The sequence below is a fragment of the Ralstonia sp. 1B3 genome (assembly GCF_036631435.1).
In genome coordinates this window covers 22,667-45,528 of record NZ_JAPNUG010000011.1, presented here as the reverse complement: position 1 = coordinate 45,528, position 22,862 = coordinate 22,667, and the positions used below count along the sequence as shown (strand labels likewise).

Sequence of the window (22,862 nt, the reverse complement as noted above, 5' to 3'; positions counted from 1 at the left end):
CGCTCATCAGCACATCAACGCCGGCTGCCGTAAAGCCCGCTTCCAGCGCGGCTTCCAGCATGTAACCCGACAGGCGCGTGTCCTTGCCGATCAGCACGGTGGGACGGCCGTGGCCATGCGCTTCACCGCCGTGCGCCAGCACGCGACCGGCGGCATAACCCAGACGCAACACGAAATCCGGCGTGATCGGGCTTTCACCGACACGCCCCCGGATGCCGTCGGTGCCGAAATACTTCCTGGACATTGGGAGTCTCTCCTGGAGAATGTTTCTTTCTTTGTTGTTTGTAAGGCGCCGGCCATCGCCGGGCAATCCTCTGTTCGCTTGACCCCCAGCCGCGTGAGGCTGGGGCGGCTGTCAGTCCAGTGGGGGATTTACGCGCTCATGACGCATGGCCCACCAGAGTTGGATCGCTTCCACGGTCGGCTGTACGTCGTGCACCCGTACGATGAACGCGCCCCGCTCCACGGCCAGCAGCGCTGCCGCCACACTGACCGTGATGCGTTCGGCAGGCGGTTTGCCGCCCAGCACGGCGCCCAGCGTCGATTTGCGCGACAACCCGGCCAGCAGCGGCAGACCGATCCGCTCGAACTCGGCCAAGCGATTGAGCATGGTGAGATTGTGATCCGGCGTCTTGCCAAAGCCAAATCCCGGATCAAGCGAAATACGCTCAGGCGCCACGCCGGCGGCCAGCAGCGCCTCCGTTTGCACGCGGAGGAAAGCCTCCACCTCGCCCATCAAATCCGCATAGCTGGGCGCTTCCTGCATCGTTTCGGGATCGCGCTGCATGTGCATGACGCATAAACCCGCATTGCCCTTGGCCACTGCCTCAATGGCGCCCGGCGGAAGCCCCAGATATCGTTGATCAGATCGGCACCTGCATTCAGCGTGGCGCGCATCACCTCGGGCTTGTAGGTATCGATCGAGAGCGGTTTGCCGCAATCGCGCAGCGCCTCGACGATGGGCATCACGCGGTCCAATTCCGCTTGCAGGCTCAGCGGCTCGGCACCAGGCCGGCTCGATTCGCCGCCGATGTCGATCATGTCGACGCCTTCGGCGATCAATTGCTCTGCGTGGCGCAAGGCCGCATCGCGCGTGGCGTGCTGCCCGCCATCGGAAAACGAGTCCGGCGTAACGTTAAGAATGCCCATGACCAGGGGGCGCCGGTCACGCGCGTAAAGAAAACGTCCGCACTGGAAGTGTGTGGTGGTCGGAATGGAGACAGACAAGATATAGATAGACGGAAATGCTGCGCAGGACCGGAATGCTACGCCAGGCACGCCAGAAAGCGCCAACAAAAAAGCCGGTGCGCTTGCACCGGCTCTTCCGCGCCGCCCCGAGGCGACAAACTTAATGGAGCGTCATCACGCCGTGGCAGGCACGTTGCCAGGGCTCACGCCAGCCGGCGTACCGCCACCCGGAGGAGTGCTACCGCCGCCGGTCGAGCCGTAGCGCGGCGGGCGCGGCGGCTTGCCGTCCATGATGTCGTTGACTTGGTCGGCGTCGATGGTCTCCCACTCGAGCAGCGCCGCAGTCATCGCTTCGACCTTGTCGCGATTCGCTTCGAGGAGACCCTTCGCCAAGGCGTATTGTTCATCAACGATACGGCGAATTTCCGAATCCACCTTCTGCTGAGTTGCCTCAGACACCGTCTTCGATGCCATGCGGCCAAAGAAGCCGTCCTGTTCCGTATCAACGTAGACCATGGTGCCGAGCGCGTCGCTCATGCCATAGCGCGTCACCATGTCGCGGGCCATCTTGGTGGCACGCTCGAAGTCGTTTGAGGCACCGGTGCTCATCGCGCCCAGGAACACCTCTTCTGCGGCACGGCCACCGAACAGGATCGCAACCTCTTCGAGCATCGTGTCCTTGTAGGCGTAGTGCTTGTCGTGCTCGGGCAGCTGCCAGGTCAGACCGCCCGCCCAGCCGCGCGGCATGATCGTGACCTTGTGCACCGGATCAGCCTTCGGCAGCAGCTTGGCGACAACCGCGTGGCCCGACTCGTGGTACGCCGTAGCGCGGCGCTCCTCTTCCCGAATGACGGCCGACTTGCGCTCCGGACCCATGAAGATCTTGTCCTTGGCGTCCTCGAAGTCCTGCATGTCCACCACGCGCTTGTTACGGCGTGCAGCAAACAGCGCAGCTTCGTTAACCAAGTTGGCCAGATCGGCGCCCGAGAAGCCCGGCGTGCCACGCGCCAGCACCGATGCATCGACGTCGTTGCCGATCGGCACCTTGCGCATGTGAACCTTGAGAATCTGCTCGCGGCCACGGATGTCGGGCAGGCCCACGTAGACCTGACGATCGAAGCGGCCCGGACGCAGCAACGCCTTGTCGAGCACGTCAGCCCGGTTGGTTGCCGCGATCACGATGACGCCAGAGTTGGCCTCAAAACCGTCCATCTCGACCAGCATCTGGTTCAGAGTCTGCTCGCGCTCGTCGTTGCCGCCGCCCATGCCAGCGCCGCGATGACGACCCACTGCATCGATTTCATCGATGAACACGATGCAGGGCGCCTGCTTCTTGGCGTTTTCGAACATGTCGCGCACGCGGGCCGCGCCCACGCCGACGAACATTTCAACGAAATCCGAACCGGAGATGCTGAAGAACGGCACCTTGGCTTCACCGGCAATGGCGCGCGCCAGCAACGTCTTACCGGTACCCGGGGGGCCCACCAGCAACACGCCGCGCGGGATGCGCCCGCCAAGCTTCTGGAATTTCTGCGGATCTTTCAGGAAGTCGACCAGTTCGACGACTTCTTCTTTCGATTCGTCACAGCCTGCCACGTCAGCAAACGTGACGCTGTTGTTGTTCTCATCGATCAACCGCGCCCGCGACTTGCCGAACGAGAAGGCGCCGCCTTTCCCGCCGCCCTGCATCTGCCGCATCATGTAGAACCAGAACACGATGATCAGCAGCGTGGGGCCGAGGTAGTAAAGCGCGGTAAGGAGCACACCTTGCTCTTCTTCCGCCTTGCCGGTCACCTGCACGCCGTACTTCATCAGGTCGCCGACCATCCAGATGTCGCCCGGCGAGATGATCGAATACTTGTTGCCCTCGTTGGGCGTAACCAACAACGTGCGGCCCTGGACTTCAACACGCTTGACCTTGCCGGCCTTCGCGTCGTCCATGAATTGCGAGTACGTCACACCTTCTTGGGTGCGCGGCTTGTCGAACTGCTTGAAGACGGTGAACAGCACCAAGGCAATCACCAGCCAGATGGCCGCCTTCTGAAACCAGTTGTTATTCAAGGCGAGACTCCTTTAGAAATGCCTTGACGGGATGCTTGGCATTGTAATGCACGGACACCGCCGCGGGTTGATTGCCCGCAAGACCGACGGACCACCGTGCCAGCCGACGGCCCCTTCCTGAGTATCGTCCGTCAGCCCGGATGCTTGAGCTGGCGGCCCAACAGGAATGTCTCGGACGATTTGTCCCGGGAGGCTTTGGGCTTGCGCGGCGCCACGATCTTGAAATGACGCTTGAACATCTCGACGATCTGACTATAGCCGCTGCCGTGGAAACATTTGATCAGCAGCGCGCCCTCAGGTTTCAGGTGCGCCATGGCAAATTCGACAGCCAGCTCGGCGATGTGCTCCATGCGCGCGGCGTCTGCCGACGCCACGCCTGAGAGATTGGGGGCCATGTCGGACAAAACAAGGTCCACTTTGCCCCCGCCGGTGGCTTCCAGCACGATTTCTTCCAGTTGCCGGAAAACGTCCTCCTCTCGGAAGTCACCCTGAATGAAGGTGACGTCGGCGATGGCTTCCATCGGGAGGATGTCGATGGCGACGATCGCCCCGTCAATCCGGCCGTCCTTGGCGCGCGGCGAGGCGGCCAGCTTGTTGCGTACGTACTGGCTCCAGCTGCCGGGCGCGGCACCAAGATCGACGATGACCTGACCCGGCTTGATGAGCCTGTCCTGCTCGTCGATCTCTTTGAGCTTGTAGGCAGCACGGGCGCGATAGCCTTCGCGCTGCGCCAGCTTTACGTACGGATCGTTGATATGGTCGTGCAGCCACGACTGGTTGAATTTGTTCTTTGCCATCGAATTGGTTGCAATTTCGCCCGGATGTAGCGCCAAACATGGCGGCCAGGACTGGTTTTGGCGGATAATACGCGCCGTTTGTCTATTTGCGCGATTCCGCCCTCATTTATGCCCGCCCTTACCCTCACCCCTGCCCAACGATCGGAACTGCGCTCCGAAGCGCACGCGTTGAACCCGGTCGTCATCATCGGTGCGGAGGGTCTGACAAAGGCCGTTCTGGCTGAAATCGACCGCTCGCTGGCGGCCCACGGGCTGATCAAGATCCGCGTCTTCGGCGATGACCGCGAAGCACGCATCGAACTCTATGACACCATCTGCGCTCGCCTGCAGGCAGCTCCCGTACAGCACATCGGCAAGCTGCTGGTGATCTGGCGCGAAGGCCCAGCGTACCTGAAGGAAAACCAGCCGCGAGACCTCAAGCCGCCGCGCAAGACCACGGTGGGCGCCGGTCCACGTTCGGTGACCGTGCGCAAGCCGAACCCGAATAGCGCGCGCCGCCCGAAGCCGGTGCGGCTGAGCGTCCTTGGCAACGAACGCGTCACGGCCGGCGGCAACGTCAAGCGTGCAAAGCCGCGTCAAACCAGCCAGAAAAAGAAGGCGCTGTCCTGATCCAATTCGGGGCTGCACAGAAAACGACCGGCTTTTCAGCCGGTCTTTGCCTCAGGCGGTTTGCCGAATGCCCGCCGCCTTCCAGATCAGGGCCACCCCCAGAAGGCTCTGCACCAGATAGAACACGCTCGATACGCCATGCAGCATGCCAAACTGTGCGCGGTAAGGCGAATCCCCCACCGCCACGCCAAGCGCATCGGCCTGTTCGCGCAGCGAAGCCATGAACGGCTGCAGGCCGAAATAGCCCACCAGCACACATAGCAGCATCGCCAGCACAAGCCAGCGCAGCCGCCGGTAACCGACCTCACCGCGGCGCACGAGCGCCGTGGCAGCCAGCAGCAGCAAACACCCTGTCGCCAGGCCGATCCACGCTTGCGCATGAAACAATCGGCCGGCAATGGAGCCGGCCAACTGGCGATCTTCTAGCATCGCAAACAGCGTCGGCGCGACGATGTAACCGATGGTCCAGAGCGAACCGCACCATACCGTGGCAAGCAACTGGAAGAAGCGCTGCGGCATGGTGGTTGCCTTGGATCTGGTTAGAGGTACTTGACGGCCAGGACTTCGTATTCGCGTTCGCCACCGGGAGCAACCACGGTAGCGACATCGCCTTCGAACTTGCCGATCAACGCGCGTGCGATCGGCGAGCTGATCGAGATCTTGCCCGTTTCCAGATCGGCTTCATCATCGCCGACGATCTGGTATGTGACGGGCTTGCCCGAATCCAGATCTTCCAGATCGATGGTGGCGCCAAAAACCACGCGACCGTCGGCGTCCAGCGAAGCCGGATCGATGATCTGCGCAGCAGACAGCTTGCCTTCGATTTCCTGGATGCGGCCTTCGATGAAGCCCTGGCGCTCCTTGGCGGCATCATAGTCGGCGTTTTCGGACAGATCGCCCTGGGCTCGCGCCTCGGCGATGGCGTTGACGACGGCCGGACGCTCCTTGGTCTTCAGACGTTGAAGCTCCTCTTTCAGCATCTCGGCACCGCGCTTGGTAATCGGAATGGTGCTCATCGTAAGTAATTCGGAATCACAAAAAATCAGCCGCTGCGAAGCGGGAGGGCGCGTAGCGCACACCCGCCTGACGGCGGCTGTCGTTGTTTTGACACGGACGCTCTAGTTTAGGCGAACCGTCCGGAGGCGGCAACTGCTCCTCTCCGGCTGGTTCACCGCGACGCTATGCCGCGTCGCGGGCGCTGACGATGGGCTTACAGCGTGGCGTGCAGGCCCTGCAGGTCATACACATCGAGGTGCTGCATGTGCTTCAGACCTTCCACCGCGGCGCGCGCACCAGCGATGGTTGTGTAGTAAGTCACGCGCTGCGCCAATGCAGCCTGGCGGATGGAACGCGAGTCGGCAATCGCGGCACGTGTCTCGTCGACGGTCGTGAAGACGAGCGCGATCTCGCTGTTCTTGATCATGTCGACAATGTGCGGACGGCCGTCCTTCACCTTGTTGACCACCCGCACCGGAATGCCAGCGGCCTCGATGGCCGAGGCGGTACCGCGCGTCGCCACGATCGGGTAGCCGAGCGTATGCAGCGCGCGAGCCACTTCCACGGCTTGCGGCTTGTCGCTGTCCTTGACGGTCATCAGCACGGTACCCTTCTCGGGCAGGCGCGAACCGGCGGCGAGCTGGCTCTTGAAGAGCGCCTCGCCAAACGTCTTGCCGACGCCCATGACTTCGCCGGTCGAGCGCATTTCCGGTCCGAGCACCGGATCAACGCCCGGGAACTTGTTGAACGGGAACACCGCTTCCTTGACGCTGTAGTACGCCGGCACGACTTCCGTCTCGACGCCCTGCGAATCCAGCGACTGCCCTGCCATGCAGCGAGCCGCAACCTTGGCCAACGAGACACCGGTCGCCTTCGAAACGTACGGCACCGTGCGGGAGGCACGCGGGTTCACTTCCAGCACGTAGACGATGTCTTCGCCGCCCTTCTGCTGGATGGCGAACTGCACGTTCATCAGACCAACCACGTTCAGCGCCTTCGCCATCGCGGCGGTCTGGCGCTTCAGTTCGTCGACGGTCGCCTGCGACAGCGAATACGGCGGCAGCGAGCAAGCCGAATCGCCCGAGTGCACGCCGGCCTGCTCGATGTGCTCCATCACGCCGCCGATGAACACGCGCTTGCCGTCGGAGAGGCAATCCACATCGCATTCGATGGCGTCGTTCAGAAAGCGGTCGAGCAGCACGGGGCTGTCGTTCGACACCTTCACGGCTTCGCGCATGTAACGCTCGAGGTCGCGCGGCTCGTGCACGATTTCCATCGCGCGCCCACCCAGCACATACGACGGACGCACCACCAGCGGGTAGCCGATTTCTTCGGCTAGCTTGAGGGCTTCGTCTTCGGCACGCGCGGTGCGGTTGGGCGGCTGACGCAGGCCCAGCTCGTGCAGCAGCTTCTGGAAGCGCTCACGGTCTTCGGCCGCGTCGATCATGTCCGGCGACGTACCGATGATGGGCACGCCGTTGGCCTCCAGATCCAGCGCGAGCTTCAGCGGGGTCTGGCCGCCGTATTGCACGATCACGCCAACCGGCTTTTCCTTGTCGACGATTTCGAGCACGTCTTCCAGTGTCACAGGCTCGAAGTACAGGCGATCGGACGTGTCGTAGTCGGTCGAGACGGTTTCCGGGTTGCAGTTGACCATGATGGTCTCGTACCCGTCTTCGCGCAGTGCCAGCGCGGCGTGCACACAGCAGTAGTCGAACTCGATACCCTGGCCGATCCGGTTCGGGCCACCGCCCAGAACCATGATCTTCTTGTTTCCGGTCGGCTCGGCTTCGCACTCGCCATGCTCGGCTTCGTACGTCGAGTACAGATACGCCGTGTTGGTCGCGAATTCAGCGGCGCAGGTGTCGACGCGTTTGTAGACGGGGCGCACCTTCTCGGCGATACGCTTTTCGCGCACGGCCTTGGCGGTCGTCTTGGTGAGCTTGGCGAGGCGACGGTCGGAGAAACCCTTCTGCTTGAGCAGACGCAGCTCGGCAGCCGACAGGCTTTCCAGCGTGCGTGCCTTGACCAGTGCTTCCGTCTTGACGATGTCTTCGATCTGCGCGAGGAACCACGGGTCGATGGACGTCTCGGCGTAGACCTCGTCGATCGACAGGCCCAGGCGGAATGCATCGCCCAGATACCAGATGCGGTCCGGACCGGCTTCGCCGATCTCTTCGATGATCTCGTCGCGGTCGGTGGACTTTTCGTCCAGACCGTCCACGCCGACTTCCAGGCCGCGCAGCGCCTTCTGGAACGATTCCTGGAAGGTCCGGCCCATGGCCATCACTTCACCGACCGACTTCATCTGCGTGGTCAGGTGGCTGTCGGCCTGCGGGAATTTTTCGAACGCGAAGCGCGGCACCTTGGTGACCACGTAGTCGATCGACGGCTCGAACGACGCCGGGGTCGCACCGCCGGTGATTTCGTTCTTCAGCTCGTCCAGCGTGTAACCCACGGCCAGCTTGGCAGCGACCTTGGCGATCGGGAAACCGGTGGCCTTCGACGCCAGCGCCGACGAACGCGACACGCGGGGGTTCATCTCGATCACGATCATCCGGCCATCCTTCGGATTGATCGAGAACTGCACGTTCGAGCCGCCGGTATCCACGCCGATCTCGCGCAGCACGGCCAGCGAGGCATTACGCAGGATTTGGTATTCCTTGTCGGTCAGGGTCTGCGCCGGGGCCACGGTGATGGAGTCACCGGTGTGGATGCCCATCGGATCCAGGTTCTCGATCGAGCAGACGATGATGCAGTTGTCGGCCTTGTCGCGCACGACTTCCATCTCGTATTCCTTCCAGCCGAGCAGCGATTCTTCGATCAGCAGCTCGTTGGTCGGCGAGAGGTCGAGACCGCGTTTGCAGATCTCTTCGAATTCTTCACGGTTGTAGGCGATGCCGCCGCCCGTGCCACCCAGCGTGAACGACGGACGGATCACGATCGGGTAGCCGCTCGTGCCGGTTTCCTTGGCGATCTGCGACTGCACGGCCACGGCCTCGTCCATCGAATGTGCGATGCCGGACTTGGCCGAACCGAGACCAATCTTGGTCATCGCGTCCTTGAACTTCTGGCGGTCTTCGGCCTTGTCGATGGCCTCGGGCGACGCGCCGATCAGCTCGACGTTGTACTTCTTCAGCACGCCGTGGCGATGCAGGTCCAGCGCGCAGTTCAGCGCGGTCTGGCCGCCCATCGTCGGCAGGATCGCGTCGGGGCGCTCCTTGGCGATGATGCGCTCGACGACTTCCCAGGTGATCGGCTCGATGTAGGTCACGTCGGCCGTGCTGGGGTCGGTCATGATCGTGGCCGGATTGCTGTTGACCAGGACCACCTTGAAACCTTCTTCACGGAGCGCCTTGCAAGCCTGCGCGCCGGAGTAATCGAATTCACACGCCTGGCCGATGATGATCGGACCCGCGCCGATGATCAGGATGGTTTTGATATCTGTACGTTTTGGCATAACCCGCTCGATTCGATTAATTCAGTGTGGCCGTCGCCAGCTTGGCGGAAAAGCCGATAAACATGGCGCCGACGCCGCTGCTCATACCGGCAGACAAACGTCGTCGCGCGCGGAACGCCGCGGCCAGCCGCGCGCCCACGAAGATGATGGTGGTCAGGTACAGGAAGCTGCAGATCTGGCAGACCAGCCCCAGCACGACAAACGACACCACCGGCAGCGCGTAGTGCGGATCGACGAACTGGATGAAGAACGAGATGAAGAACAGGATCGCCTTCGGGTTCAGCAGGCTGATGATCAGCGCCTTCTTGAACGGGTGCGATTCATCAGCCGGGGCCGCGTCTTGTGCGCCGGACTCACCAGCCTTGCGCGCGCGCCAGTTGCGCACCGCGCCGCGCAACATCTGCAGGCCGATCCAAGCCAGATACGCCGCACCGATGTACTTCACGACGTAGAACAGCGCCGGACTCGCCTTCAACAGCGAAGCCACGCCCGCCGCCGACAACACCATCAGGATGGCATCGCCCAGGAACACGCCGCACGCGCCCTGGTAGCCCGCGCGCACACCGCGACGGGCCGCCACCGACAGCACGTACATCGAGTTCGGCCCGGGCAGCAGCACGATGAAGATCGTGCCGAGCAGGAAGGTCCAGAACTCGGTGATGCCGAAGTGGGCGAGCATGAAAGCGTTCATGGCGATGCGATCTCGATTGCTTTACTGCTTCGCTGCGTCCATCGCCGCAGTGAAGCGGTCGAACAGATACGCGATGTCGTGCGGACCGGGCGACGCTTCCGGGTGACCCTGGAAGCAGAATGCCGGACGATCCGTCAGTTCGAAGCCCTGCAGCGTGCCGTCGAACAGCGAGACGTGCGTCACGCGCGCGTTGGCCGGCAGCGATTCCGGATCGACTGCAAAACCGTGGTTCTGCGAGGTGATGACCACGCGGCCGTCCTGCAGATCCTTGACCGGGTGGTTGGCGCCGTGGTGGCCGGTCTTCATCTTCAGCGTCTTGCCGCCGACAGCCAGGCCCATGATCTGGTGACCCAGGCAGATGCCGAACGTCGGCAGGCGGCGCTCCAAGAACTCCTTGGCAGCGGCGATGGCGTAGTCGCACGGTTCCGGATCGCCGGGGCCATTGGAGAGGAAGACGCCATCCGGGTTATGCGCCAGCACGTCGGCTGCGCTGGTTTGCGCCGGCACCACCGTCACGCGGCAGCCGCGCTCGGCCAGCATGCGCAGGATGTTGAACTTGACGCCAAAGTCGTATGCGACCACGTGGTACTTCGGGGCTTCCTGCTTGCCGTAGCCGCGACCCAGCGCCCATTCGGTCTGGGTCCACTCGTACGGTTCGGTCACGGACACGACCTTGGCCAGATCCATGCCCGACAGGCCCGGGAACGAGCGCGCCAGGTCGATGGCCTTCTGCACGTTGTCTTCGCCGGCGAGAATGCAGCCGTTCTGGGCGCCCTTCTCACGCAGGATGCGGGTCAGCTTGCGGGTATCGATGCCGGCAATGGCGACGACCTTCTCACCCTTCAGGTAATGCGAGAGCGAGTGCTCCTTGCGGAAGTTCGACGCGAGGATCGGCAGATCCTTGATGATGAGGCCGGCGGCATGGACTTTCGTAGCTTCGACGTCCTCACGGTTCACGCCAACGTTACCGATATGCGGGTACGTGAGCGTGACGATCTGGCGCGAGTAGCTCGGATCGGTGAGGATTTCCTGATAGCCGGTGATCGCGGTGTTGAACACCACTTCGCCGATCGTATGACCGGCCGCACCGATGGAATAGCCACGAAAGACCGTGCCGTCTGCAAGCGCGAGGATGGCGGGCGGGAAAGACGGCAACACGGGTAGCTCCTGCTGGATTCACCCTGTGCCGACCTGATCACCTTGGCGCCAAAGCGGAATTCCGGCTGCGCGGAATCCGGCCGTTTGCGCGTCGAGTCGGGACTGGGACAGAACTCACCAGAAATCACCGAGGAACGAGGCAGACGGGGCGGTAGGCGGGAGGTAGGAAGCGGTTGGCGCTAGGGTGATGGGTTTCTGAACTCAAACCCGACGAGTATACCCCGGCGCCGCAAAAAACTCAATGAAAGGAAGGACTTAACGGCGCATGCCCGCCGAATTGTGACGCCCCGCCATGCCGGCAAACGCCACTCCTGACTGGCTGGAACGTCACTTCTCGTGGCCCTGCTCACCGCGCATGGCCGCCTGCACCTGAGCGAGCGCCGTGGGGTCTTCAATGGTGGTCAGATCGCCCGGATCCCGCCCTTCCGCGACGGCCTGCATGGCCCGCCGCAGCAGTTTTCCGGAGCGCGTCTTGGGCAGCGCCCCGACAAAAAATACGCGCGATGGCCGCGCCACGGCTCCAAGCTGCGCCTCGACCGTGCGCATCAACTCGCCCTCCAGCGCCAAGCGCCCCGCCGGATCCGCAATGCGCGAGGCGTCACGCACGATGGCAAACCCCATCGCCACCTGGCCCTTGAGCTGATCGGCCACGCCCACCACCGCCACCTCGGCGATGGCGGGATGCGACGACAGGCTTTCTTCGATCTCGCGCGTTCCGAGGCGGTGGCCGGCCACGTTGATCACGTCGTCGGTGCGGCCGAGGATGGTCACGTAGCCCTCCTCGTCGCGCACACCCCAGTCGAAGCTCGAATAAATGTGCCGGCCCGGAAACGCCGACCAGTACGTCTGCAGGAAGCGGGCGTCGTCGCCCCAGACGGTGGTCATGCAGCCCGGTGGCAGGGGCGCCGCAACAGCCAGCAGGCCTTTCTCGCCCGGGGCGCAGGGCTCGCCGGTGGCCTCGTCCAGGATGTCGAGCTTGTAGCCATAGACCGGGAAGCCCGGCGAGCCAAGCTTTTGCATGGACGGCTCGACACCTTGCGGAATCGCCAGCATCGGCCAGCCCGTCTCGGTCTGCCAGTAGTTGTCGACGATGGGCTTGTGCAGCGCCTCGCCGATCCAGCTGGCGGTGGGCTCGTCCAGCGGCTCGCCGGCAAGGAACAGGCGGCGCAGGCTCGACAGGTCATGCCGCTGCAGCAGCGCAGGATCCTGCTTCTTGAGCACGCGAATGGCGGTCGGCGCGGTAGAACATCACGTTCACGCGGTATTGCTCGACGATGCGCCACCAGACCGCGCCGTCGGGGCGGATTGGCGTGCCTTCGTACATGACCGTCGTCAGGCCCGCGAGCAGCGGCGCATAGACGATGTAACTGTGCCCCACCACCCAGCCCACATCGGATGCGGTGAACATCGTGTCGCCAGGCTGGGCGCCGAAAATCAGCGGTATCGACGCCGCCAGCGCCACCGCGTAGCCGCCCGTGTCGCGCTGGACGCCCTTCGGTTTGCCGGTCGTACCTGATGTGTAAAGGATGTACGAGGGCTCACTGGATTCCATCCATTCGCACGGCACATCAGCGTTGGCATGCTGTGCGGCGAGCGTTGCGTAGTCGACATCGCGGGCGTTGTGCTGCATGGGCGCGAGTTTGCGATCGACGAGCAGCACGCGCTCGGGCTTGTGCCCTGCCAGCTCGATCGCAGCGTCGAGCAACGGCTTGTACTCGACCACCTTGCCCGCTCGCGAGCCCGCATCCGCACTGACGATCACGCGCGGCGTGGCGTCGTCGATACGCGTGGCGAGGCTGTTGGATGCGAAACCACCGAACACCACCGAATGGATCGCGCCGATGCGTGCACAGGCCAGCATGGCAAATGCGGCTTCGGGAATCATCGGCAGATAAATCAGCACGCGGTCGCCGCGCTTGACGCCCAGCGCCTGCAGGCTCGCCGCCATGCGGTTGACCTCGCGATGGAGCTGGCGATACGTGTACGCCGTCTCCACGCCTGTTTCGGTGGAGACGTACACGAGCGCCGCCTGTTCCCCGCGCGTGGCGAGATGCCGATCGACGGCGTTGTGGCATAGATTGGTGCGTCCGCCCACGAACCACTTGGCAAACGGCAGGCGCGAATCGTCGAGGACGGCGGAATACGGCGTTTGCCAATCGATGCGCTGGGCCTGCTCGCCCCAAAAGCCGACAGGGTCGTCAATGGAACGCTGATACAGCGCGCGATACGCGGCGGACATGGGCATGACGTTGTCTCCTGGCCATCGTCTGCGATGGCTCGATCTTGGATGTACTGTATGCGCCTACTGTGCGGCGGCCAACTTACGCAGGTCTTACCGGCGGGCCAAAAACAAAACGGCGCCCCGAAGGACGCCGTTTTCTTGCCAGCCTCAGCGCTTCTTGCGCTTGACCGAACTGGATGAGGTGGCCACCGGTTTCGCCTTGACCACCGGCTTGCCGGCCACCTTTGCAGTCGGCACGCGCGGGGTTGCCGTTGCGGCGCGCGACGTTGCGGCCGATACCCGCATCACACGCACATGCCCGCCACGACTGCCACCGCGCGCTTGCGGCAGCATCAGCACGACACTGTGCCCTTTCGGGATGGCGTCGCCAGCCAACTGGTTCCACGCACGAATCTGCGCAACCGATACGCCGTAACGCCGCGACAGACCCGCCACCGTGTCGCGCTTGCCCGCGCGCACCACCACCTTTCTCAGATCCGGCATGTCGGGTTCGACCGCCATGGTGGCGTTCTCGGCCAGCTCGGGGCTGATGTCGGGTGCGTTTTCCTGGGCGCCGTCGGCACGCGGTACGACCACGGTCGAGCCCGCCTTCAAACGCATGCCCTTCGGAATACGGTTGATCTCGCGAATGGTGTCGGGGTCGACCTTGAGCCGGGCCGCCAGCGCTTCCACACGCTCGCGGTTGCCAACCGTCACGGCCGTCCAGCTGGAAAGCCCGCCGCGATAGGTGTTCAGGTTGTACTGGAACGTTTCTGCGTTGTCGTACGGCAGAAGAATCTGCGGGTTCGACGCCCCGAGGATCACCGGCCGATTGAACGACGGGTTCAGTGCCTTGAACTCATCCATCGGCAGATTCGCCAGCTTGGCCGCCAGCGTCACATCAATATCGCGTGACGTGGTGACGGTGACGAAATATGGGTGGTTCGGGATATCCGGCAGCGTAACGCCGTAGCGCTCCGGGTTGGCGATGATGTTCTTCACCGCCTGGAGCTTGGGCACGTACATGCGCGTCTCGGCGGGCATGTTCAGGTTGACGTAATCGGTCGACAGGCCGGCGGCCTGGTTGCGCGCAATCGCCCGCGCCACCGCGCCTTCACCCCAGTTGTAGGCAGCGAGCGCGAGTTGCCAGTCGCCAAACTGGTCGTGCAGCTTGGAAAGATAGTCGAGCGCAGCGTCGGTCGAGGCCAGCACATCGCGGCGCTCGTCCTGGAAAACGTTCTGCTTGAGGTTGTACGTTCTGCCGGTGCTCGGGATGAACTGCCACATTCCGGCAGCCTTGGCGCTCGACACCGCCTGCGGGTTGAACGCGCTTTCCACGAACGGCAGCAGCGCCAGCTCGGTGGGCATGTTGCGCCGCTCCAGCTCTTCGACGATGTGATACAGGTAGCGGTTGGAGCGATCCACCATGCGGCGGAAGGCGTCCGGGCGCTGCGCATACCAATCGGTACGGTCATCCACGGCCGAGCTTTGCAGGTCGGGCATGGAGAAACCTTGGCGAATGCGCGCCCAGAGGTCCTTGGCCGGCCCTTTCAGGGACGCGACGGGCTGCTGATCGACATTGACGACCGGCGCGGGGGATTGGCCGGTGGCGGAGGAGGCACTGGTGCTGGCCGTGTCGGCATTCGGCCCGGGAGCCGTTGCACAGGCCGCAAGGAGCAGACTGAGCACAGTTGCCGCAAGAAGTCGCACGGATCGCATCAAGTTCTGTGGGGTTAGGGCTAAAAATTGCCCCAGATAGTAAGAAACGCATCCGACCGCGTCAACCCGCGTTCACCCGGCGGGGCGCCGGCTGGAGGCATCACATGGGCTGCGTCATCGCCGCGCGCCGGGTTTCTCAACGGAAATCGTTCTTCCACTGGCGCAACGCAGCGAATACCGCAACCGGATCATCGGCGTCGATACCCGCATGGCGGGCCACCGCCTGCGTCACATTGGCGTCATCCGATCGCATGAATGGGTTGGTCGCCCGCTCGTGGCCAACGGTAGTGGGTACAGTCGAGCGGCCCTCGGCCCGCAACGCCGTTACCTCGTCCTCCCAGGCTGCCAAGTCGGCGTTGCCAGGCTCGACTGCACGCGCAAAGCGCACATTCGATGCCGTATATTCATGCGCGCAATAGACACGCGTATCGGGCGCCAGCGCCGCCAGCTTGGCCAGCGACGCGCGCATCTGCGCAGGCGTCCCTTCAAAAGCCGGCCGCAACCGGTAGCGAAGAGTGTATCGCCACAAAACAGGCTCGCCGATGCGGCATTACCCTGAAGGCGCCCCACATAGGCAACGTGACCGCTGGTATGACCCGGCACGTCGAGCACCCGGAATGTGGCGGCCGGCTGCGTGAGCGTGACGACATCGCCTTCGCGCACGGCCTGCGTGCGGCACGGAATCGACTCGTTGGCTGGGCCGATGACCGGAAGCGGCGCTCCTTCGGGATTCTCCGGATACGCCGCGAGCAGTTCGCGCACCCCGCCGACGTGATCGCCATGATGATGTGTGATTACAATGGCACCGAGCGCGAGCCCCTCTCCTTCAGGAAGCGCAGCACCGGTTGCGCGTCGCCCGGATCGACGACAGCAGCCACTCGGCCATCGTGTAGTGCCCAAATATAATTGTCGGCAAACGCAGCGATCGCCTCCACCTCAAGCGCTACACCACGCGGCACACCACCCTGGACCATGTCCGACTCCTCTAACGATCGTCGCATTATAGATTGGCACCACTGGCTCGCTTCGCCGCCCGGGCAATATGTCCTGCGCTGGGAGCAGGCTCAATTCGATCGCACGGTGGCCGACATGTTCGGCTATCACGCGCTGCAGCTGGGCCACCCCGGCTTTGGGGCACTGCGCGAAAACCGCATCCCGCTGATCGCCCGCGTGGTGGACGACATTGACCCGACGGCCCCCATCGAAACGCTCGACCCGATGGACGGCAACCCGGCAGAATCCGCCGATGCCGCCGACGCAGATCCGGACGCCAACACGCCGCAGCGCCAGGCCACGCCCCGCGTAATCTGCCGCTATGACGAGCTGCCCTTCGCGTCGCAGAGCATCGACCTGGTCGCCTTGCCCCACGTGCTGGAATTTACTGACGATCCGCACGAAGTGCTGCGTGAAGTGGCGCGCGTGCTGATGCCGGAGGGGCGTCTCGTCATCACCGGTTTCAACCCGCTCAGCCTATGGGGCATGCGACAGGGCATGCGGCGCCTGGGCACGGAATCGTTTCTGCCTGCGCAGAGCCAGATGATTGCGTTCACGCGTCTGAAGGACTGGCTCAAGCTGCTTGGATTTGATATCGTGCGCGGCCGTTTCGGCTGCTACTGCCCGCCCAATCGCTCGGACAAATGGCTGCAGCGCACCGCCTTCATGGAAAAGGCCGGCGACCGCTGGTGGCCGATCTTCGGCGCGGTGTACATGCTGCAGGCCGTCAAGCGCGTGCGCACCATGCGCCTGGTCGGCCCGGCATGGAAGACACGCAAATCGCCGGCCCTGGTGCCGGCCGGCACCCCGGTCGCGACACCTTCGGGCTCACATTCGACCAAGGCGCCATCGGCCACCGCGCGTGACGGCAAATCGGGCGTCTGAGCGCGCCCGTTCCACTCACTGATCACCCATCGTTTCTCAATGCAGGAAGTCACCGTTTATTCCGATGGCGCGTGCAAGGGCAACCCCGGCCTTGGCGGCTGGGGCACCGTGCTCGTCTCGGGCAGCCACGAAAAAGAACTCTTTGGCGGCGAAGCGCTGACCACCAACAACCGCATGGAATTGATGGCCGTGATCGAAGCGTTTCGCGCGCTGAAGCGGCCATGCCGGGTGCAGGTTTATACCGATTCGCAGTACGTCCAGAAAGGCATCAGCGAATGGCTGGCCGGCTGGAAGGCGCGCGGCTGGAAGACGGCCGACAAGAAGCCGGTCAAGAACGACGACCTCTGGCGCACGCTGGATGAACTCGTCGCCGGACATGAGGTGAGCTGGCATTGGGTCAAGGGCCATGCCGGCCACCCCGGCAACGAGCGCGCTGATGCGCTGGCCAACAAGGGCGTCGAAATGGCGCGCCAGGCAAAAGCCTGACGCACCCTCGCACACGCTCACTTGCCCGCGCAACGCTGCGTCGGGATCTGCGGTGCATTGGCGGCGGTGGTGACGTACTGCGGCTTGCCGTCCTGCGCATAGATCAGCCGCAGCGGGCCGCGCTTGGAAAGGCCATCGTCGATATCCGCCTGCAGCAGACCGGTCTGCGCCCATGCATCACCGCCGATGCTGCGCTTCTGCATCATGACGGGGCGATTCGCGCCCGGCTCCCAGTTGGCTTGGCGCTCCGGCACGTAACGGTTGGGCAACGTGCCGTATGCGTAGAGCTGATTCAGCGTGTCGGCCAGGTAGCGCCCGGCTTGATCGTTGAACGTCGGAAGATCCTGGCTTCCGAGTTCGACGCGGATGCGCTGCACCTCGGCCGTACACGTAGAGGCTCCGGCGTCGGCTGCGCGGGCGTAGGACATGCCGATCCCAACGGCAGCGGCGGCAAGCCATGTCAGCACGCGATACAAGCGGCGCGGACGGGTGGTGGGAATCACGGACATCGGTTCGGTATGCATGCGAGCTTCTCCGTTGAACGTTGAAGTAACGTGGTGGTGAATCAGGACAGGAACAGCTTGCGTTCGGCCTGACGACGCTTCGTCAGCCCCTTGAGCGGCTTGCCGCCGGCCTTGTCCCACAGCAGGAACTGATTGGCCGCGCCGGCGTAATCGCCCGCGTTGAGCTTGCGCAGCAGCGTCGACGAGCGCAGCCGCCCCGCCCCCAGGTTGAAGACGAATGACGCCAGGGCGTCGAACTGCCCTTGCGTGATCGACACGCGCACGGCCTTGGCAATGCCCTGTTCGGTGTCGGCCAGGTCCTTGCGCAGCAGCGCTTCGGCCTGTTGCTGAGAGATCGGCCCGTTGAAGGTCTCGCCGGGCCGAATCAGGTGGCCGTAGCCGATGGTCGGTTTGCCGACCGCATCCAGATACGTCGACAGACGCAGCCCTTCCGATTCCTTGATCAGCGCGAGGCCTCGCTCGCCTGTGGTGCGCGGGTTGTGCTCAGTGCTCATCGCTTTTCTCCTGGGGCGTGCTGGTGGTGCCGGGGCCGTCGGAACCTGCGGCATTGGGCTGCAAGGGCCTTGGCACCAGCCGATTCGTGTATTCGTCGATCACGCGCATCACGGCTTCCGGCGGCTGCAGCGCGGTGAACTTCATTTCGATGTCGATGTGCTCGCTATCGCGGCCGGTCTCACGCTGGGAATGCGGCGCAAGCGAAACGTAGAACCGGCCCACACCGCCGGTGGCTGCGCCGTGCAAGGGCAAGGCTTCGGCGAGGTCGCTGCGCACGGTCATGTTCACCGTCATTTCGTCGAGTGCGAGGCCGCGCGGCATCGCCAGCGACACCAGTGGCAGCGCCAGCCGGTGCTGACTGTCGAGCGCAAGTTCCACTTCGCGGGCGACCAGCGTGCCGCTCTCGTCGGCGTCGAAAAACTGGTCGAGCAACGTGGTGTACTGCTGCGCAAGCATCTGGTTGGCGGAAGCTGCGGCGTGCTGCATACCGCGCGTGATGTCGTCCAGCGTCAGGCCATTCACGCCTGGATGACCGTGGCCGTTACTGCCACCGCCGATGCCGCCGCCAGGGGGCAACGAACTCGGCGGCGATGGCGGAGGCGTGTCCGACGCAGTCTCGGGAAACGGCGCGGCATCGGAAGATGCAGGCGGCGCAGGTGGCGAACTGGGTGGCGGCGCTGTCGGTGTGGCGGGCGCTGACGACGCACGGCCATCGTCACGCCTGCGGCGGCTGAAGAGATTGAACATGGTGTCGGGTCGGTCGGATCGATGAGATCAATGGGCGGCGCGCGGCGGGCGCGCACCGATCAGGACACCGGCCGTGGGGAGGCCGGCCGGCGTCCATCGCCGTGGCGGCTTACGGATTTGCCGGAGCCGGGGCCGGCGCGTTGCCGCCAGCCGGCACCTTTTCGCCGATCATCGTGCCGTCGGTCGGCGTGGCGGGCAGCGGCTTGACGTCGTTCTCCTTGCCCTTGACGACCACCGGCTTGGTTGCCGCGTCAGTCAGGAACTCCATCACGCGCATCAGCGCTTCCGGCGGGTTCTGACGCTTGACCTGGGTGTGGAAGGAGTACTTGGCGCGCGTGTCGGTGCTACGCGTCTGCTCCGACTTGTGCGAGGCGCGGCCCGACACCGACACGCTGAACGGGCCCCAGCCCAGCTTGGCCTGGAACGACCCTTCCGCCTCGGTGGTGGACGACGATTTCTCTGACTGCGAAATCTCCAGCTCGAAGTCGATCGTGCCTTCCTCGATGGCGATCACCGGATGCACGACCGCGCACAGCAGCGGAATGCGCATCGTCTTCTGGATCGTGCCTTGCGACACGCCCTTCTCGTCGACGATGGTTTCGTCGTAGTCAAATTGCACCGCGACGGCTTTGCCGTTCTGAATACAGACCTGCAGCAGAAAATCCGCATAGGATTTTGCCGCCGAGGTTTGCGCTGCGATCATGGCCTGCAGCGGCGCAGAGATCATCTTGTCGATCGGCAGCGCATTGATAACCGACCCGATAAGTCCGTTGTCCATTTAAAACTCCTCACATTGAATTATTTCGACGCACAGGTTTGTGCGCCCGAATCCAAAGTAAGAGTTTTCCCGCCAAGGTTCGATGCCTCGAAAGTCCCAGCCAAGGCCACGGTACAGCGGCCCAGTACATGGCGATAGGCAGCCCGTGACTTTCGGCACTGAACTTCCGTTTCAATGCATCCGGGTCGATCCCGCCCTACAAAATAATCGGTTTCGCCGAAAATAATTAACTGAAGTACGAGGGGTCGATGAATATTCTGGTAATCGATAGCTTGCCGCTTTTTGCGGCAGGTGTGTCCAATGTATTGAATGCACTCGACGCACAGGGTGTGTTTATCGATACGCACTACACTGCGCAAATCGGACCGGCTTGCAGGCAAGCCGAACCGAGCGCCGTCGTGATGGAATGGAGCGCAGAAGACGACGACGCACGACAACGTTTATCGGAGCTGAAAGCGGTGTTGCCGGAAGTGCCTGTGTTGCTGACGGTGCAAACCGTCGGCCGGCACGTGGTAGGCGACGCACTGCGCTTCGGCGCGGCCGGCGTGGTCGACCGGCAGGCCACGGCGGATATTCTGCTGGAAGCCCTGCAGCGCATTACCTCGGGCGCGGTCTACTTGCCGCCCATCAGCAATCTCTCACCCGACGATCCGCGCCAAGGCTCCGGAGAAAGCCCGGCCGAACTCTGGCGCCGCCTCACGCCACGGCAGCATGAGGTGCTGCAACTGCTTGCAGAGGGCAAATCCAACAAGCAGATCTGTCGCGTACTGAACGTGGCCGAAGGGACAATCAAGAACCATCTGTACGCGCTGTTCCGGCAGATCGGCGTTAACAACCGGACAGAAGCGGCGCTGTGGCTGTCGCGTTGCAAGGCGAGCCTTGCCCGTCTGCAGATGTGTGCGATGTAGCGCCGCTCGCCTCCCCGTGGCCGCCGCCCTGGTCGGACGTTGCGGGCCAGGATTACGCCGCCGGTGAAAACACTGAGCGGCGACATTGCATTCATGCGACCACGCCATACACTGGTTGGAAGGCGGCGCACGGTGCATCGCCGTTTTTTCATGGAGGCCGCCCATGGAAACCATCGAATTCCACGCCAGCCCGCCACGCTACTGCGCCGCGGATCTCACTCTCACCTGCACCGCCAGCGTCGACGGCCGCCCGGCCTGCTATGCCGTGACGGCCGAAGCGCTCGAAGAACATTTCGGCGCGCGCTCGTGGCGGCAGGAAGATTTGCTGCAAGCCATGGAATCGCATCGCGGCACCATTGAAGACATGGCGCGCTCGCTGTTCAAGCTGACGGACTCACACAACATCGTGCTGCGCAGCGGCCATTTCCGCTTCGGCATGTAGCTGCGCCGTGGGCAGCATGGTCGACATCCGTGTCGGCAGCAGGCAAAAAGAAGGCCAGCGCAAGGCTGGCCTCGTGGAAACGGGCGTGGGCTAGTCAGGCTTGCACTCGTGCTTCATCTCGCGTCGGCCGTCTTCATAGACCACCTCAAGCCGGCATGTGAAGCCCCAGAGGCGCACGACGTGCCGCAGCATCTCTTCGTAGTTCGGTCCAAGCGGGCGCCGGTTGCTTTGCAGGTGGCGCAGCGTCAATGAGCGATCCCCGCCTACGTCGACGTTGGTCACCTGGATGTTGGGCTCGATGTTCGACAGGTCGTACTGCCCAGCCAACAACTCGCGGATCTTGCGGTAGCCATCGTCGTCGTGGATCGCGGTGACGCGCAGCCTCGCGTCGCGGTCGTCATCGAGCACCGAGAACAGCTTCAACTCGCGGATCACGCGAGGGGACAGGAACTGCAGCAGGAAGCTCTCGTCCTTGAAGTTGCGCATGGCGAAGTCGAGCGTCTTCTGCCAGTCGCTGCCGGCAATCTCGGGGGCCCAGCGGTAGTCCTCTTCCTCAGGAGATTCGCAAATGCGGCGGATGTCCTGGAACATCAGGAAACCGAGCGTGTACGGATTCAGGCCGCTGTAGTACGGGCTGTTGAACGGCGGCTGGTAGATCACGTTTGTATGCGCCTGCAGCAGCTCGAGCATGAAGGCGTCGTTGACGAGCTTCTCGTCGTACAGCTTGTGCAGGATGGTGTAGTGCCAGAAGGTGGCCCAGCCCTCGTTCATCACCTTGGTCTGCCGCTGCGGATAGAAGTACTGCGCGATCTTGCGCACGATGCGCACGATCTCTCGTTGCCACGGCTGCAACTTGGGCGCGTTCTTCTCGATGAAGTACAGGAGGTTCTCTTCCGGCTCGGGCGGGAATTGCGGCTCCGGCTCCGGCACGTCGTCGGCCGTCGCCAGCGCGCGTGTCCGGTGCGTGGGCAGCGTGCGCCACAGGTCGTTCACCTGCGCTTCCAGGTATTTCTCGCGCTCCGCCTGACGGGCTTGTTCCTCATTGATCGACAGTTTCTTGGGCCGCCGATAACGATCGACCCCGTAGTTCTGCAATGCGTGGCAGGAGTCGAGCAGCAGTTCCACCTCCTGCTCGCCATAGCGCTGCTCGCATTCGGCCACGTAGTTCTTGGCGAAGAGCAGGTAGTCGACGATGGCGTCGGCGTTCGTCCACGTGCGGAAGAGGTAGTTGCCTTTGAAAAAGGAGTTGTGGCCATAGCAGGCATGCGCGATCGTCAGCGCCTGCATCGGCATCGTGTTCTCCTCCATCAGGTAGGCGATGCAGGGTTCGAATTGATGACGATCTCGTAGGCCAGCCCCATCAGGCCGCGCTGATAGCCGCGTTCGGACGCCAGAAAGTGCTTGCCGTACGACCAATGGTTGTAGCCCAGCGGCAAGCCGGACGACGCGTAGGCGTCGAGCATCTGCTCGGCGGTGATGATCTCGATCTGGTTCGGATACGTGTCCAGACCGAAGTCTGCGGCAATCTGGGCGATGCTTTGGTCGTAGCGCCTGATCAGCTCGAAGGTCCACTCCGAGCCCGTAGATAGGTAGGCCATGCTCGTTCCCGTTGGTCCATCACACAGGGTCACAGGTGGCGTGCTCGCCATGGCTCACGCTGCCACTGCACAGCGGTGCCGAGCCGGAGCAACCTGCTGCTGCCCA

At 63.4% G+C, this 22,862-nt stretch carries 17 protein-coding genes and 5 pseudogenes; 5 read left to right on the top strand and 17 right to left on the bottom strand.

What is annotated here, in order from left to right; genetic code table 11:
* The 4 genes and pseudogenes from glmM to OWR21_RS03300 all read right to left on the bottom strand — a co-directional run.
* Positions 1 to 244 (bottom strand): annotated as a pseudogene (gene glmM / locus OWR21_RS03315) (phosphoglucosamine mutase); the annotation flags it as partial.
* Between the two features lie 111 nt (positions 245 to 355).
* A pseudogene (folP, locus tag OWR21_RS03310) lies at positions 356 to 1,149 on the bottom strand (dihydropteroate synthase).
* Positions 1,150 to 1,362: 213 nt separating this feature from the next.
* Positions 1,363 to 3,249 (bottom strand): ATP-dependent zinc metalloprotease FtsH, encoded by a 1,887-nt coding sequence (gene ftsH, locus OWR21_RS03305; RefSeq protein ID WP_147214485.1) that lies wholly within the window; start codon positions 3,247 to 3,249, stop codon positions 1,363 to 1,365.
* Between the two features lie 131 nt (positions 3,250 to 3,380).
* Complete coding sequence (locus tag OWR21_RS03300; protein WP_332394608.1) at positions 3,381 to 4,046, bottom strand: RlmE family RNA methyltransferase; 666 nt, start codon at positions 4,044 to 4,046, stop codon at positions 3,381 to 3,383.
* A 108-nt stretch (positions 4,047 to 4,154) separates the two neighbouring features.
* Here OWR21_RS03300 and OWR21_RS03295 point away from each other — a divergent pair, with 108 nt between their 5' ends.
* On the top strand, positions 4,155 to 4,655 hold the full coding sequence (locus OWR21_RS03295; RefSeq protein ID WP_024972561.1) for a YhbY family RNA-binding protein: 501 nt from the start codon (positions 4,155 to 4,157) through the stop codon (positions 4,653 to 4,655).
* A gap of 51 nt (positions 4,656 to 4,706) precedes the next feature.
* Here the strand turns inward: OWR21_RS03295 and OWR21_RS03290 are convergent, their stop codons facing one another.
* From OWR21_RS03290 to gloB, 8 genes and pseudogenes are all read right to left on the bottom strand, one after another.
* Positions 4,707 to 5,174 (bottom strand): DUF4149 domain-containing protein, encoded by a 468-nt coding sequence (locus OWR21_RS03290; protein ID WP_147214483.1) that lies wholly within the window; start codon positions 5,172 to 5,174, stop codon positions 4,707 to 4,709.
* Positions 5,175 to 5,194: 20 nt separating this feature from the next.
* Positions 5,195 to 5,671, bottom strand: coding sequence for a transcription elongation factor GreA (gene greA, locus OWR21_RS03285; RefSeq protein ID WP_027681156.1), 477 nt, complete (start codon positions 5,669 to 5,671; stop codon positions 5,195 to 5,197).
* A 194-nt stretch (positions 5,672 to 5,865) separates the two neighbouring features.
* Complete coding sequence (gene carB, locus OWR21_RS03280; protein ID WP_147214482.1) at positions 5,866 to 9,111, bottom strand: carbamoyl-phosphate synthase large subunit; 3,246 nt, start codon at positions 9,109 to 9,111, stop codon at positions 5,866 to 5,868.
* 16 nt (positions 9,112 to 9,127) lie between these two features.
* On the bottom strand, positions 9,128 to 9,802 hold the full coding sequence (gene leuE, locus OWR21_RS03275; RefSeq protein ID WP_147214481.1) for a leucine efflux protein LeuE: 675 nt from the start codon (positions 9,800 to 9,802) through the stop codon (positions 9,128 to 9,130).
* A 21-nt stretch (positions 9,803 to 9,823) separates the two neighbouring features.
* A complete protein-coding gene (gene carA, locus OWR21_RS03270) occupies positions 9,824 to 10,960 on the bottom strand; it encodes a glutamine-hydrolyzing carbamoyl-phosphate synthase small subunit (RefSeq protein WP_147214480.1) in 1,137 nt (378 codons plus the stop codon).
* Positions 10,961 to 11,287: 327 nt separating this feature from the next.
* Positions 11,288 to 13,205, bottom strand: a pseudogene (gene prpE, locus OWR21_RS03265) (propionate--CoA ligase).
* Between the two features lie 144 nt (positions 13,206 to 13,349).
* Positions 13,350 to 14,900 (bottom strand): transglycosylase SLT domain-containing protein, encoded by a 1,551-nt coding sequence (locus tag OWR21_RS03260; protein WP_332394607.1) that lies wholly within the window; start codon positions 14,898 to 14,900, stop codon positions 13,350 to 13,352.
* A 136-nt stretch (positions 14,901 to 15,036) separates the two neighbouring features.
* A pseudogene (gene gloB / locus OWR21_RS03255) lies at positions 15,037 to 15,874 on the bottom strand (hydroxyacylglutathione hydrolase).
* Between gloB and OWR21_RS03250 the strand changes: the two are divergent.
* Together OWR21_RS03250 and rnhA are read left to right on the top strand one after the other, a co-directional pair.
* Entirely contained in the window at positions 15,873 to 16,778 is a 906-nt protein-coding gene (locus OWR21_RS03250; RefSeq protein WP_316873434.1) for a class I SAM-dependent methyltransferase, read from the top strand. The pseudogene gloB and the gene OWR21_RS03250 sit on opposite strands and share 2 nt — an antisense overlap.
* A 39-nt stretch (positions 16,779 to 16,817) precedes the next feature.
* Positions 16,818 to 17,264 carry a ribonuclease HI gene (gene rnhA, locus OWR21_RS03245; protein WP_009240904.1) on the top strand — a complete coding sequence of 149 codons (447 nt, stop codon included), beginning with the start codon at positions 16,818 to 16,820 and terminating at the stop codon, positions 17,262 to 17,264.
* Between the two features lie 17 nt (positions 17,265 to 17,281).
* Here the strand turns inward: rnhA and OWR21_RS03240 are convergent, their stop codons facing one another.
* From OWR21_RS03240 to OWR21_RS03225, 4 genes are all read right to left on the bottom strand, one after another.
* Positions 17,282 to 17,788 (bottom strand): hypothetical protein, encoded by a 507-nt coding sequence (locus tag OWR21_RS03240; RefSeq protein WP_332394606.1) that lies wholly within the window; start codon positions 17,786 to 17,788, stop codon positions 17,282 to 17,284.
* 41 nt (positions 17,789 to 17,829) lie between these two features.
* Positions 17,830 to 18,282, bottom strand: coding sequence for a lysozyme (locus OWR21_RS03235; protein WP_012762196.1), 453 nt, complete (start codon positions 18,280 to 18,282; stop codon positions 17,830 to 17,832).
* A complete protein-coding gene (locus OWR21_RS03230; protein ID WP_332394605.1) occupies positions 18,272 to 19,030 on the bottom strand; it encodes a DUF2589 domain-containing protein in 759 nt (252 codons plus the stop codon). Before OWR21_RS03230 ends, OWR21_RS03235 begins: the two co-directional genes overlap by 11 nt.
* Before the next feature lie 109 nt (positions 19,031 to 19,139).
* Positions 19,140 to 19,808 (bottom strand): DUF2589 domain-containing protein, encoded by a 669-nt coding sequence (locus OWR21_RS03225; protein ID WP_147214474.1) that lies wholly within the window; start codon positions 19,806 to 19,808, stop codon positions 19,140 to 19,142.
* 248 nt (positions 19,809 to 20,056) lie between these two features.
* On the opposite strand from OWR21_RS03225, the gene OWR21_RS03220 reads away from it, so the two are divergent.
* Both OWR21_RS03220 and OWR21_RS03215 read left to right on the top strand, forming a co-directional pair.
* Positions 20,057 to 20,716, top strand: a complete 660-nt coding sequence (locus OWR21_RS03220; RefSeq protein ID WP_332394604.1) for a response regulator transcription factor — start codon at positions 20,057 to 20,059, stop codon at positions 20,714 to 20,716.
* A gap of 163 nt (positions 20,717 to 20,879) precedes the next feature.
* Positions 20,880 to 21,158 carry a DUF1488 domain-containing protein gene (locus tag OWR21_RS03215; protein WP_316873427.1) on the top strand — a complete coding sequence of 93 codons (279 nt, stop codon included), beginning with the start codon at positions 20,880 to 20,882 and terminating at the stop codon, positions 21,156 to 21,158.
* Positions 21,159 to 21,248: 90 nt separating this feature from the next.
* On the opposite strand, the pseudogene OWR21_RS03210 reads toward OWR21_RS03215, so the two are convergent.
* A pseudogene (locus OWR21_RS03210) lies at positions 21,249 to 22,756 on the bottom strand (SpoVR family protein).
* Between the last annotated feature and the right edge of the window lie 106 nt (positions 22,757 to 22,862).